Source organism: Pseudomonas sp. NPDC086251 (assembly GCF_044746405.1).
Taxonomy (GTDB): Bacteria; Pseudomonadota; Gammaproteobacteria; order Pseudomonadales; family Pseudomonadaceae; genus Aquipseudomonas.
In genome coordinates this window covers 1-13,374 of the sequence record NZ_JBIVBY010000067.1, presented here as the reverse complement: position 1 = coordinate 13,374, position 13,374 = coordinate 1, and the positions used below count along the sequence as shown (strand labels likewise).

Here is a 13,374-nt window from a genome sequence, read left to right as displayed (position 1 = left end):
CCCCGGCCATGGATGGCCGATGGCGGCGGGCCCCCGGAGCAATGCCGGAGTGAGGGCATGCCGAGCCTAAGCGAGGCACCGAATGGCGGGGCAAAGCGCTTTGGTTACTTTCGCGCTTTTCGAAAGTGACCCGCCGTAAGGGCGGAACCAATATCCGCCGTTACCGCAGCAACGGATATGCCCCCAACCCCAACCCAAACCCAAACGTGTCTTGTCCGAGAAAAGCTACAACGCAGGCGTCCGCGGCGGAATCAATCGCTTCGACCCCGTCGCCTCAAACGCCGAAGCAAAGCGCAGCAGCGTCGAATCGTCATAAGCACGCCCGGCAAATGTCAGCCCTACCGGCATACCGATGTCCGGCATGACACCCATCGGCACAGTGACCGTCGGAACGCCCAGGTGTCGGATCGCAAGGTTGCCATTGGCGACCCACACACCATTACTCCACGCGATATCCGCAGACGCCGGATCGACATCGGCATTCGCCGGGCCAACATCGGCCACCGTCGGGAACAGCACCGCATCCAGCCCGAGCCGATCCATCCAGTCCTCAAGATCAATGCGCCGGGTCTTTTCAAGCCCGCGCAATCCGTCCGGCACCGTGGTGATCTGGTTCCACGGCGTAATACCGCGCTGGGCCATCTTCACGTACTCGTCCATGCCGGCGGCCAGATCGTCCTCACGGTTGGGGAGCGTCCCCGGGTCGTGGGGGAAAATCAGCGGCCCGTCGACATCCGCCAGACGGTTCAACGTGGGATCGCCATTGGCCCGCAGAAAATCATCGAACGCCCAGGCCGACAGGTCCCACAACTCATGATGCAGGAACTCCTTGGACACCAAACCACGGGTGAACACCGTCGGCGCACCGGGCCGATCACCCTCGCAATTGGAGACCAGCGGGAAATCCACTTCGATCACTTCCGCACCAGCCGCTTCGAGTGCCTTGCGAGCCTGTTCCCAGAGCCCGATCACCGAAGGGCGAGTGATGATCCGCTGGCCCGTCGGACCACCGATGCCCGGCGCTTCAGACGTACCGGCCTCGGGGTCCGCATTGATGTACATGCGGGGCACGCCGAGCCGTTTTCCGGCAAGAGCCTCGGGCTTCGCGGCGAGTTCCTGATAGGACGCAGGACGCACCGACGCGACACTCGGAATCGGCACCCAGGGTTGCATCCGCCACAGATCGCCGCGGGTGTCGGGATCTTCCGCCACCACCACGTCGAGCACTTCGAGCAGGTCGGCCATGGTTCTGGCGAACGGCACGACAACGTCCATCGTCGGCGTCAGCGGCCAGTTGCCGCGTACCGAGATCACCCCGCGTGAAGGCGTATAGGCGCACAGGCCATTGTTGGAGGCCGGACCGCGTCCGCTCGACCAGGTTTCTTCAGCCAGGCCGAACGCCGCGAAACTGGCAGCGGTCGCCGTCCCGGCGCCGTTCGATGAGCCCGAGGCGAAAGGCGCGGTGAGGTAGTCGGCGTTGTACGGACTTTCCGCACGGCCGTAGACCCCGCGCTGCATGCCGCCGTTAGCCATCGGCGGCATGTTGGTCTTGCCCAGGCAGATCGCACCCGCGGCGCGAAGCCGTTCGATGGTGAACGCATCGCGATAGGCAATCAGGTCGACGAAGGCGGGACTTCCGGAAGCGGCGGTCAGCCCCTTCACCAGATAACTGTCCTTGGCCGTATAAGGGATGCCATCCAGCGGACCCAGCGTCTCGCCTTTGGCTCGACGCGCATCGGACGCCTGCGCTTCTTGCAGCGCTTCGGGGTTGCGCACCACCACCGCGTTGAGCGCGGTGGGCGTGGCTGGACCGTCGTAGGCCTCGATCCTGGCGAGATAGGCCTGCACCAGCTCAACCGCCGTTGTCTGGCCGGATTCAAGCGCAGCACGCAGCTGGGCAATGGAAACTTCGGTGACCTCGATCATGCTGTTACCGCCGGCTGCTGATGGGAAATGGGGTCAATGTGTCCTTCACGCTGGGACTTGATTTCAGGGACATCACTTATCTCAAAATGGGTTCGCATAACGGTTCTACCTTAAGCACGTTTGTTGCTGGACAAGCGGCGAGGAATGAGGCGAAAAACAAGGTTCAGGTTGAGCGACATAGTATCGATCAAACCGGTCCAGTAGTTGTGGTCGTAAGTCTGCCTGCTGACTGATCTGATCGATCGAAGTTGCGCATCAGCGCAATGCCCCGCGTAAATCATCAATGACTTGGGATATCGAAGGTCCCTGGATGGCCGGTGGCTCCGGGCGCTCTCCAAACTCGCGCCAGATGAACAACGTCAGTTCCGCCCCATCGGTCAGTGATTGGGCATTTTCGTGTGTGGCGAAGGTTTCCAGGAGCCTGTACCGCGCATCCTTCCAGAAAAGATCTTCAACCCAGTGATAGACAGGAATGAAGTGGAAGTGGAGGGGATAGCCGGGGGCATGACCGAATCGACTGATGTAGAGCCATTTCGGTTTCAGCTGCGACTCCAGGGTTTTCTGGATGGTGGCGAGCAAACCACCCAACTCCGCCAGCGCCTCGCCCGGAAGTTCGGCAAGCGAGCTGACATGAGCCCTCGATCCCAGCATCAAATAACCCGGCAGCGCGGATGACAGGTGATGATTAAGAATCCAGTGCGCAGTTTCATGGATGATGAAAGGTGCTGCTACTTCCATGTGGCGGTGTCCATCATTGATCGGCTACAGAGAGTATCAAGGCATCGCGGCAGTGTCCGCTTTTGCCCAAAGCGGTCATCGAGAACAGACCGATAGGGCTACGCTAACGCTAAGCGGGTCGTCCGCCCCTGGAGCATTCAATGTCGCCCATCACCACGCGCCTGGTGGCGCTGTTGGTTCTTTGCCTGACGCTAGAAACGTCAGCCCAGACCAGCGCTTGCCCGGCTGGCGAGAAAGAAGTGTGCCTGGACAGTTGCATCTGCCTGCCAGACCTGGGACAGGTACTCGGCCCCTTGTCGGATGACGTCTACCAAGTCGCGGCGCCTGCCTTGGCACTGTGGCTGACCCAAGCCCGCGCTGATGCGGCCAGCACCGGCAGCCAACCCATTCCGCCGCACCTCCGCGAGCAATTGTTGCGCTGGTACGACCCCAGCGTCCTCGACACCGCGCACTACAAAGTCAGCGACAACGGCCAATTCAACGCCGCCACGGCCATGCTGCAAAATCCCGATGTCGGTGCCGTAACGCTGATCGACATCATCCTCTTCCGCGACACTGAAACCGCAGAACAGAACATCGCGCTCTGGGCTCACGAACTCAAGCATGTGCAGCAGTATCAGGAATGGGGGGTAGAAGGATTTGCCCAGCGCTATACACAGGATTTCAATGCGGTGGAGGCGCCGGCTTATGCCATACAGGCTGAGGTCAGGCGGGCGGTGCGGGAGGGGGCTGACTGAAAGCGCTGCCGGTCAATAGAAGCACACAGCAGTCGACCCGGTTTCAATGAGGTAATCCGCGTTTTAAATACGGTAGTCGCCGAGCTCCTAAGCGTTCGATACGCCAGGCACATCCATGTTTATCTTGCGCCAGAAGGCTTCTGAAAAGCTGTACACCGAAAACGCGATCAGCCCGACGGCCATCACCATCAAAATCAAACGTCCGGCCGGCAGATTCTGCAGGGCATCAAGGGCTTCCTTCATGCCAGGTGGATTCACGGCTTGATAACGGGAACCGCTGATTATCAGCAGCAAGGCGATCTCGATAAAGACGACACCACGGGCGATGAGACCAATCCGAGACACCGGGCGCACGTACCGCATGACGTCTTCGTCGGCTTCAAAGTATTTTTCGAACGACGCCTTCCAGCCCTTGATGATGTGAGCAATGCCGACGCCCATGGGAATGAGGGCGAGGATGTAGACCCATACATTCGAGTGCTCCCAGGATAAAAGATGCGCCAGTAAACCCCTGGTTTGCCCACCTCCGGAATTGCCCGAGCTTTTGAGGCCGCTGATCAGTAAGCCCAGCGCAAAAAACGCCAGCGCGCCGTTGACTAAGCCTCCCGCGAACAAACCTGCACGAATGACCCATCCCTTGAATGTCTTGCCGTGATGATCAACGTCGCGCGTTGCCTGCAACACGCGCCAACCGGCGAAGGCGAGCAGACCCGCCACCACGAGCCCGACCAGGACATAGCCAAATGGCTGGCTTAACAATGCCTCCAGGCTCTTGTGGCTGTCTTTGGGTTTTGTCGAGTCATGCGCGGCCAGCAGCGCGAAGATACCGATGATCAGATAAAGAACGCCCCGAGCGGCATATCCGCCACGTGCGAGTACGACAAGGCTGTTTTGCGCGGACATTGGATTGAAATTCCGAGAAGTCATACAGGAGCAGACCTGTCGGGTCGGCAGGCGTTCGATTAATGATCGGGCTTGATCATCGCGCACCTGGGACGTGCCGCCGCGTTCGATTGCTGGCTTGCCCCCGAACCGCTACATCAGCGGGCCAACCGCCTGCAGATGACGCAGCAACCACTCACTAAAACTTTGCGCAGCGTTCTCGCTGTCACGGTGCGTCAGCAACGCCCAATTCGGTCCGCGAATGGTTTGCTCCACCAACGGTTGCAGCAATCCCTGGGCGCGTGCCTGCTGGCTCAGGAGCTCGCTGACCAGGGCGATGCCGAGGCCGGCGCAGGCGGCGTCGAGCAGCAGGCCGGGGTCGGAGAAGTTCAGCCCCTGATCGTGCTGGCCGACATCGATGCCAGCTTCCACCGCCCAGTGACTCCAGTCCATTTCCCGCTCGCCGTGCAGGGTGGTGCGCTGTTCCTGTGGTATCGCCAACAGGGTCGGGTGGCACGCCGGATAGAGGCGGTCGGCGTGCAGCACCTTGAAGCTGCATTCGGCCTGGGAGCTGATGTCGTCGCGCACCGCGAGGTCAATGGTTTGGGTGGTCATGTCGGGGACTTCATCGGTACTGAAAATCCACAGGTCAACCTCCGGATGCTGGCGACGAAAACCCGCCAGGCGTGGCAACAACCAGTGACGGGCGAACGCCGGGGTGGTGTTGAGGACCAGTTGGTTGGGTTTCTGGTATTGCCCGAGGCGGCGAATGCCGACGGCCAATTGTTGCAACAGCGCCTGGGTGGTGCTGAGCAGGTCGTGACCGGCGTCGGTCAAGCTGACGCTGCGGCCACTGCGAAAGAACAAGGGCTGTTCAAGGTACGCCTCGAGGCTGCGGATCTGCTGACTGATGGCCGACTGGGTGAGGTGCAGCTCGGCGGCGGCCTTGTGGAAACTGCCCAGCCGGGCGGCGGCTTCAAAGCCGCGAAGGGTGCTGAGCGGCGGCCAGTGCTTAAGCATATTGATAAGTTCCTCTAATCAGTTTTCCACAAAATCCATCGTTTGTTTGCCTGTTTGGCCAGCCGTAGCATGGATAACAAGCCGATCAAGGCAGTTCTCATTGAACACAATGTCTTAACTCAAAGAGCTTATTATCATGGGGCATGTCATGCAGCAGGATCAAATTCAAAACAGTGGTTGGATGATGCCGGCAGAGTGGGTCAAGCACGCCGCGACGTGGATGGTCTGGCCGCACAACCAGGCACTTTGGGAGTCGGGTTGGCGCGTTACCTTGCCGCTGGTGCAAGAGGACTTCGCTCGCGTGGCCAATGCCATTGCCCGTTTCGAACCGGTGAAAATGGTTGTCGATCCGTCCGCTGTCGCCAGTGCCAAAGCGCTGTGCGGTCCCAACATCGAACTGATCGAATTGGCGGTGAACGACAGTTGGTGCCGTGACTCCGGCCCGAGCTTCGTCTGCCATCCACAACACGGTCTGGCCGGTGTGAGTTGGCGCTTCAACGCGTGGGGCGGCAAGTCGGCCCATGACCTGGACGAAGGCCTGGCGCGCCGCGCACTCAATCATCTGGGCGTGCCGTGTTTCGGCACACCGCTGAGCAACGAGGGCGGTGCGATTCATGTCGATGGCGAGGGCACACTGATCACCACCGAGTCGGTGTTGCTCAACCCCAATCGCAACCCGGGCATGAACAAGGCCGAGATGGAAGAGCTCTTCGCGCGTCTGCTGGGTGTGAAGAAAACCATCTGGCTGCCGGGCGACCCGGACTATGTGACGGGCGACATGACGGACGGCCATGTCGACGGTGTCTGTGCGTTCGCACGCCCCGGCGTTTTGCTGGTAGACGCGACCCACGACCAGCAGTCGGTGTATGCCGAAGTGGCCCGCGAAAACCGGCGTGCCCTGGAGTTGGCCACCGATGCCCGGGGGCGGAAGTTCGAACTGATCGAACTGTACGAAGCCACTGACGCCGTGGACACCGAGGCTGAAGTGTTCTGCGCCTCCTACACCAACTTCTACATCGCCAACGGCGCGATCATCATGCCGGCCTACGGCATTGACGCTGACTACGCGGCGGCCGAAGTGCTGGCGCAGGTCTTCCCTGGACGCGAGGTAGTGCCGGTGCGAATCAATCACCTGGCCCATGGCGGCGGCGGTGTGCATTGCATCACCCAGCAACAGCCCGCCTGGCCGGTGGAGGGTTGATGCCATGAGCTTATTGACGATCGCCACCACCCAGATGCCCTGCACCTGGGACCTGCAACACAACCTCGATCAAGCTGAACAGCTAGTCCGTGAGGCGGCGGCCAAAGGGGCGCAGGTCATCCTGTTGCAGGAGCTGTTTGCCACGCCTTATTTCTGCATCGAGCAAAGCCACAAGCATCTGGCTCTGGCGCAAGAGTATCGAGACAGTCACGTCCTCAAACGCTTTGCCGCGCTGGCCAAGGAACTGGGTGTGGTGTTGCCGCTGAGCTGGTTCGAGAAGGCCGGCAACGCGTACTTCAATTCCTTGAGCGTGGCCGATGCCGATGGGCGCCTGCTGGGCGTGTATCGCAAGACCCATATCCCCAACGCCATCGGATATCAGGAGAAGGAATACTTCAGCCCCGGCGATACCGGTTTTCGTGTCTGGGACACCGCGTTCGGGCGGATCGGTGTGGGGATTTGCTGGGATCAATGGTTCCCCGAGACCGCGCGTTGCCTGGCGTTGATGGGCGCCGAAGTCTTGCTGTTTCCCACGGCGATTGGTTCTGAACCGGGCTGCGCGGCCCTGGATTCACGCGACCACTGGCAAATGACCATGCGCGGCCATGCAGCTGCCAACCTCCTGCCGGTGTAGCGGCCAATCGTGTTGGCCGAGAAGCGGCGACCACCGATCCGCTGCTGCAGATGAGCTTCTACGGCTCGTCCTTTATCTGCAATCACAAGGGCAAATTGCTCGCCGAGGCCGACCGTGACAGCACCGGCGTACTGGTGCACAGCCTGGACCTGAGCGCGATGCGCGAAGACCGCTTGAGCTGGGGAATCTACCGCGACCGTCGCCCGGAAATGTACGGGGCGCTGTTAAGCCAGGATGGCCGTCACATCAATGCACGCTGGACGACTCAGGGGATTTGATATGCGCATGCCCAACCCATGGCTGACCGGTGCCTTGGCACTTTGCTGCGTCTTGCCGTCGCTGCACGCGGAAGAGAAAACCCTCAGGTTGTACAACTGGGCCGACTATTTCGCCGAAGACACGTTGGCCAGATTCACCGCTGAAACCGGGATTCGCGTGATCTACGACGTCATGGATGGCAGTGAGACGCTGGAAGCCAAGATGCTCGCCGGCGGCAGTGGTTACGACCTGATCTTCCCCGGCGACACGGTTGCCGAGCGCTTGATGCGCGCCGGCAGTCTGTTGCCGCTGGACCGCGCAAAACTGACGGCCCTGGATGACGTCGAACCCGGATTGCAGAAGTTGCGTTCGCATTATGAGCATTCGAGCCAGGCCACCGTGCCTTACACCTGGGGCACCATCGGCCTGACCTACAATGATGAGCAGATCAAACAACGCGTGCCAGATGCTCAGGTGAACAGCCTAGACATGCTGTTCAAACCGGAACTGGTCGGTAAATTTGCCGACTGCGGCATCTCGATGATCGATTCGCCGGACGAGGTGCTGGCGGTGGTGCTCAATTACCTGGGGCGTGAGCCTCGCAGTGCCAGGCCTGAAGACCTGGTCGCGGCGAGTGACCTGCTGATGAAACTGCGGCCTTACATTCGCAAGTTCCAGTCGCAGCCAGTGACCGACCTGGTCAATGGCAACCTGTGCCTGTCGCTCGGCTACAGCGGCGACATGACCCAGGCGCAACGCACGGCGGACAGCGCCGGCAAGAAGACCACGTTCCAGTACCGGATTCCCCGTGAAGGCACCACGGTGTGGATGGACACTATGGCAATTCCGGTCGACGCCAAACATCCGGAGTATGCCTATGCGTTCATCAACTTCGTCATGCGCCCGGAGAACATGGCGGCGATCAGCAACTTCACCGGCTATCCCACCTCCAACGCCAAGGCGCGTCCGAGCGTCGATGCCGCGATGCGCAATAACCCGGATATCTACATCGACGACGCCACGTATGCACGGCTGATTCCCGGCAAGGACATCCCGCAGGCCGATATGCGAGCGCGCATGCGCACCTGGACCAAGTTCAAGACAGCCACCGCGAAATGAATGCAGATACAGTCAAGGATCAACACATGTCGACGCGTCGTCAGTTCATTAAGCAGGTATCGGTCGTTGCCGGTCTGGGTGCGGCAGTGACCTTCGGCCTGACGTCGTTGCGGGTGCAGGCGGCTTCATCGGGCCATTGGCGCATGCCGGATGAGGGCGACCAACACCAAAGGGCCTTCATCGCTTTTGGCGCACAGGAGGGCATCTGGGAGGATTCCACCGCTGACGTGCAAGCCGCCATTGGCCTGATCGCTCGCACCATCGCGCGCTATGAGCCGGTGACCGTGTTCTGTCGGGAGCGCGAACGGGATTTGGCCGAAGAGCACTGCGGCGCGGCGAACATCACCTACATCAGCACCGAACTCGATGACATCTGGATGCGCGATACCGGCGCCAACTTTGTCGTCGACGGGAAAGGCGAGCTGGGCGCCGTGGATTTCAACTTCAATGGTTGGGGTAACAAACAGCAGCACAGCGAGGATGCTCAGGTGGCCGCGTTGGTCGCCGACACGGTGGATGCCCGTCACATCCGCAGCGAGTTGGTGGGTGAGGGCGGTGGTATAGAAGTGGATGGTCACGGCACCGGGATCATGACCGAAAGCAGCTGGATCAATAGCAACCGCAACCCCGACTGGAGCAAGGCCGAGGTCGAGCAAGAGCTGAAAGCTCGCCTGGGCCTGCGCAAAATCATCTGGCTGCCGGGAATCAAAGGCAAGGACATCACCGACGCCCACGTCGATTTCTATGCGCGTTTCGTCAAGCCTAGCGTTGTGATCGCCAACCTCGATAACGACCCCGCGTCATACGATTACGCCGTCACCCGTGCTCATCTGGCGATTCTGGAAACTGCCACGGACGCCGATGGCCGCGCGCTACAGGTGCACACCGTGTCGCCGCCACTCAAGCCGCGCCAGAGCTCGTTCAGTCGCAACAACCCGGACTTCGCCGCCGGCTACATCAACTACTTTGTGATTAACGGGGCGGTGATTGCGCCGGAGTTTGGCGACAAGGCCGCCGATGCCAAGGCCTTTTGATCTGTTGTCGGAGCTCTACCCGGACCGCGAGGTGGTGCAGCTCAACATTGACGCGATCTCCGCCGGTGGCGGTGGTATCCACTGTGTGACCAGCCACCAGCCGCTGGTTTAGTCAGTCGCAACCGAGCACTGCAACGAGCAAGGCCTTTAAAGCGCCTTGTTCGCTGCAGTGCCTTGTGCCGCGCTCCGGTTGCAGAAAAATTTCTGAGAGGGTTGTATCTGATTTCAAGTAATGGTAAGCGGCTGTTTTTAAACAAATTTATTGTTAATAGGGCTTTTCAGCCGGATCGAAAGTTGATAAATTCCCGCGCATCTTGCAGAGGCCATTACACGGCCTTGGCGAACGCAGCGACTCGAAGCTGCTCGCCAGCTGCAATATCACCAAGAGTGCCAGGCACTCGTCGCAACACCTACAGGGGCGTCGCCAAGCGGTAAGGCAGCAGGTTTTGATCCTGCCATGCGTTGGTTCGAATCCAGCCGCCCCTGCCATTTTCCTTACAGTCTCTTCTTTGCTCTAGACCTGCGCCGCCCACGGGGGCAGCACGGTGTGATCTGGGCAATGTGTTGTGCTTCGATTCTCGCCTGGCAATCGAGCAGGGGCGAGCAGATCGACCAGCTGTTCGATAATTTCAATCACCTCCTGCCCCGGACCGAAACACGCCTTGATTCCCAGGCCCAGCAACTGGCTCGCATCGGCCTGCGGAATGATGCCTCCCACCACCACTGGAATGGCGAGTTCGCGTTCGCTCAACAGGCTCAGCAGCTCAGCGAGTAATTCGTTATGCGCCCCGGCCAGGCTCGAAATCCCGATCAGGTCCACCGGGCGTTCTTCATCCAGTGCTTGCAGTAACTGAATCGGCGTTTGAAACAGCGGCAGAAGTTTTACCTCGAAACCGGCATCGGCCAATGCTGCGGCCATTAGCCGAATCCCACGGTCATGGCCGTCCTGGCCCAGCTTGGTCAGCAGAATCCTCGGCGGCCGGCCATGGTCGGCGACGAAGGTCGAGATGCGCGCACCGATCAGCGCCCAACCCGGTTGCTCGCTAAGAGAGGGGCCGTAGTGACCGGCGCGAAAGTTCAGATCCTGCTTGAAACGTGGCCATACTTTTTCCAGTGCCTGGGTGCATTCGCCCAGGGTTGCCCGCGCCCTGATGGCTGCCACAGTCACTTCCAGCAAATTGCCCTGACCCGAGCGTGCGCATTCAGTGATCGAATCCAGAAACGCTTCAACCCGCGCGGTGTCGCGCTTCAGTCGCAAGCGGCTCAGGCGTTGGCATTGGCGGGCGCACAGGGCCTGGCTGTCGATGGCTGCCGCCGCTTCTGGCGCCGCCTCACTTGACGCAACACGCCGTTGAATCCCGCTATCAAGTCGGGCCTGGGTGGCCATGGCCTGAAGATGAATGGCCTGACTGATCGAACCGGATTCTATCGACTGCAGCACTCCGCCTTGGGCATCTATCTCGGCCATCCGTTGGCGAACTTGCGCGGCCATGTGTGCCGTCAGCGCTTCCATCATGTAAGACCCTGCCCAGGGGTCGACCACATCGCAGAGTCCGGTTTCCTGTTGAAGGATATGTTGGGTATTGCTGGCCAATCTTGACGACGCCTCACTGGGCAGCGCCAACGCTTCGTCCCAGGCATTGGTATGCAGGGACTGCGTACCGCCAAATACAGCGGCCATGGCCTGGACGGTGGTTCGTGTGACGTTGTTGAGTGGGTCCTGGGCTGACAGCGACCAGCCTGATGTCTGGCAGTGCATGCGCAGCGCCTGGCCTTTTTCACTCCGGATGCCCAAGGCCTGAGTGATTTCGGACCAGAGCAAGCGGGCCGCCCGACACTTGGCGACTTCGGTATAAAAGTCGCTGCCGATGCCGAAAAAGAAGCTGATTCGCTCACAGAATCGCTGCAGGTCGAAGCCGCTTTTTTGCACCTGCTCGGCGTAGGTTCTGGCGTTGATCAGGGTCAATGCCAACTCCAGCACTGCATCGGCGCCGGCCTCCTGAAAGTGGTAACCGGACACCGACATCGGGTTGAACCGCGGCACGTGTTCGTTCAGGTAACCGATCACGTCCATGGTGATGCGCATCGAGGGTTGCGGCGCAAAAATGTAGGTGTTGCGCACCGTGAACTCTTTGAGAATATCGTTCTGGATCGTGCCACTGAGCCGTTCCGGTGCGACGCCGGATTCTTCGGCGGCAACGATGAAGGCTGCCAGCACCGGCAGTACGGCGCCGTTCATGGTGAGCGACACCGAGACCTTGTCCAGGGCAATACCTTCCAGCAGTTCAGCCATGTCTTCGACGCTATCGATGGCGACACCGGCCTTGCCGACATCGGCCTGCCATTGCGGATCGCTGGAGTCGTAGCCACGATGGGTCGGCAAATCGAACGCCAGGGATAAACCTGTGGCGCCCTCCGCCAAGCGTTGCCGTAGCCGCCGGTTGCTGGCGTCGGCACCGGCGAATCCGGTGTATTGGCGCACGGTCCAGGGTTTTTCCGGGTACATGCTCGAATAAGGACCGCGTACAAACGGAGCCTTGCCGGGCAGGCTGTGCAGGTGCTCAAGACCGTCCAGGTCACTGCTGTGGTACACCGGTTTTAGTCGCAGGCCTTCGGGCCGCCAGAGTGGAGGGTGGCTCATGGTCGGCTGCACTCCGAAAGATGGAGCTTGCGGGTGAACACGTCGGCCAGCTTGAACAGGTCGCTGCGCCGATACACCTCACACCAGTGCAATTCATGATGGCCCGGCTCGCCCATGTGCAGCCTGAGCTGCAAGCTGTCGTTGATATTGAGGTTGCCGTAGAAGTGCAGCTCGCGCTGGCGGATGTGACCGGGGCGACGCAATCCCAATAAGGCCCATTCCGCCCGCTCGACCATGGCCTGGAAATTGGCGAAGTACAGGAGGTCGGCGCCGTTGAAGTCGATGTCCGGGCAGGGCGTGAAATCAAACACGCGCGCGGCCTCGATGGATTGTCGGTCTATGTCGTAATGAGTGCGCCAGTCACCGCTGCGGATTCGTCGGTTGTCGGCGTGCAGTGCCTGCAATCCATCGGGTAGCGGTGTTATGGGGGCGTGACTGCCTTTGAGACAAGCCTTGCTGACACTGCGATTGTCGCCCGGTACGTGACGGCTGACGAAGGTGGACAGCAATGCCAGTTGCCCGACGACACGGTCGCCAAGCCTGACCTCATGTTCGCTGTAATGCCGGGCCTGGCCACCACGACCGATCCGCGTATGAATCTGGAATGCGCGATTCTCGATGATCGCTTCGAGCTTCAGATTCCAGGTTTTTACGGCAGTGAACGCGGCGTATGCGATGCGCCCTTGCTCATCGACGAAATCAGGCAGGGGCCGATTGTGCAGTTGGGCCAATGCGAGCCAATGTTGATGGCCGCACTCTTTCAGCAACCAGTTTTCCGACAGTCCGGTGAAGGCCAGGTTGGGCATCGAAGCGAGATAGGTTTCTGAACGCGTGGCGATGAATGTCGGCATGGTAGATATCCGTCAGGCGGGTGGGTAACCCGTAGCGAATGCCGTACCAGTTTGTCGCTGTTATTTATGCATGGTTTAACTTGTTGATTTAGAACGTAAATATTGATCAGGCACGGTGTCATTGAAGACGAGACGGCACGACGCAATTGCGTAGAAACACGAATCTTCGTAGCGCGATTCACGAGATTACGTGACCCTGCGTAACGCCAAGCCCTGACGCGATCCTCGTAGCAGCTGTGGGGGGGGGGGGGGGGGGGGGGGGGGGGGGGGGGGGGGGGGGGGGGGGGGGGGGGGGGGGGGGGGGGGGGGGGGGGGGGGGGGGGGGGGGGGGGG

General features: G+C 60.4%; 9 protein-coding genes, 1 tRNA gene and 2 pseudogenes. 6 read left to right on the top strand and 6 right to left on the bottom strand.

Features of this window, described 5'->3' with window-relative positions:
• Positions 1-225: 225 nt before the first annotated feature.
• Both ACIPL2_RS34675 and ACIPL2_RS34670 read right to left on the bottom strand, forming a co-directional pair.
• Positions 226-1,926, bottom strand: coding sequence for an amidase (locus ACIPL2_RS34675; RefSeq protein ID WP_401365232.1), 1,701 nt, complete (start codon positions 1,924-1,926; stop codon positions 226-228).
• Positions 1,927-2,181: 255 nt separating this feature from the next.
• Positions 2,182-2,664: an HIT family protein gene (locus ACIPL2_RS34670; protein WP_401365229.1), complete on the bottom strand. Its 483-nt coding sequence runs from the start codon at positions 2,662-2,664 to the stop codon at positions 2,182-2,184.
• Positions 2,665-2,804: 140 nt separating this feature from the next.
• Here ACIPL2_RS34670 and ACIPL2_RS34665 point away from each other — a divergent pair, with 140 nt between their 5' ends.
• Positions 2,805-3,401 carry a DUF4157 domain-containing protein gene (locus tag ACIPL2_RS34665; protein WP_401365226.1) on the top strand — a complete coding sequence of 199 codons (597 nt, stop codon included), beginning with the start codon at positions 2,805-2,807 and terminating at the stop codon, positions 3,399-3,401.
• A gap of 87 nt (positions 3,402-3,488) precedes the next feature.
• Here ACIPL2_RS34665 and ACIPL2_RS34660 read toward each other — a convergent pair whose 3' ends face one another.
• Positions 3,489-4,304: a DUF1206 domain-containing protein gene (locus tag ACIPL2_RS34660; protein WP_401365223.1), complete on the bottom strand. Its 816-nt coding sequence runs from the start codon at positions 4,302-4,304 to the stop codon at positions 3,489-3,491.
• A 132-nt stretch (positions 4,305-4,436) separates the two neighbouring features.
• Positions 4,437-5,303: a LysR substrate-binding domain-containing protein gene (locus ACIPL2_RS34655; protein WP_401365220.1), complete on the bottom strand. Its 867-nt coding sequence runs from the start codon at positions 5,301-5,303 to the stop codon at positions 4,437-4,439.
• A gap of 148 nt (positions 5,304-5,451) precedes the next feature.
• Here ACIPL2_RS34655 and ACIPL2_RS34650 point away from each other — a divergent pair, with 148 nt between their 5' ends.
• The 5 genes and pseudogenes from ACIPL2_RS34650 (at position 5,452) to ACIPL2_RS34630 (ending at position 10,038) form a co-directional block, all read left to right on the top strand.
• Entirely contained in the window at positions 5,452-6,504 is a 1,053-nt protein-coding gene (locus tag ACIPL2_RS34650) for an agmatine/peptidylarginine deiminase (RefSeq protein ID WP_401365217.1), read from the top strand.
• Positions 6,505-6,508: 4 nt separating this feature from the next.
• Positions 6,509-7,416, top strand: a pseudogene (aguB, locus tag ACIPL2_RS34645) (N-carbamoylputrescine amidase).
• 1 nt (position 7,417) lies between these two features.
• Complete coding sequence (locus ACIPL2_RS34640; protein ID WP_401365214.1) at positions 7,418-8,515, top strand: extracellular solute-binding protein; 1,098 nt, start codon at positions 7,418-7,420, stop codon at positions 8,513-8,515.
• 26 nt (positions 8,516-8,541) lie between these two features.
• Positions 8,542-9,661: pseudogene (locus ACIPL2_RS34635) on the top strand (agmatine/peptidylarginine deiminase).
• A 302-nt stretch (positions 9,662-9,963) separates the two neighbouring features.
• Positions 9,964-10,038, top strand: a tRNA-Gln gene (locus ACIPL2_RS34630).
• A 25-nt stretch (positions 10,039-10,063) separates the two neighbouring features.
• Here ACIPL2_RS34630 and scpA read toward each other — a convergent pair.
• On the bottom strand, positions 10,064-12,190 hold the full coding sequence (scpA, locus tag ACIPL2_RS34625) for a methylmalonyl-CoA mutase (protein WP_401365211.1): 2,127 nt from the start codon (positions 12,188-12,190) through the stop codon (positions 10,064-10,066).
• A complete protein-coding gene (locus tag ACIPL2_RS34620; RefSeq protein WP_401365209.1) occupies positions 12,187-13,041 on the bottom strand; it encodes a Pnap_2097 family protein in 855 nt (284 codons plus the stop codon). The genes scpA and ACIPL2_RS34620 overlap by 4 nt, the downstream gene beginning before the upstream one ends.
• Between the last annotated feature and the right edge of the window lie 333 nt (positions 13,042-13,374).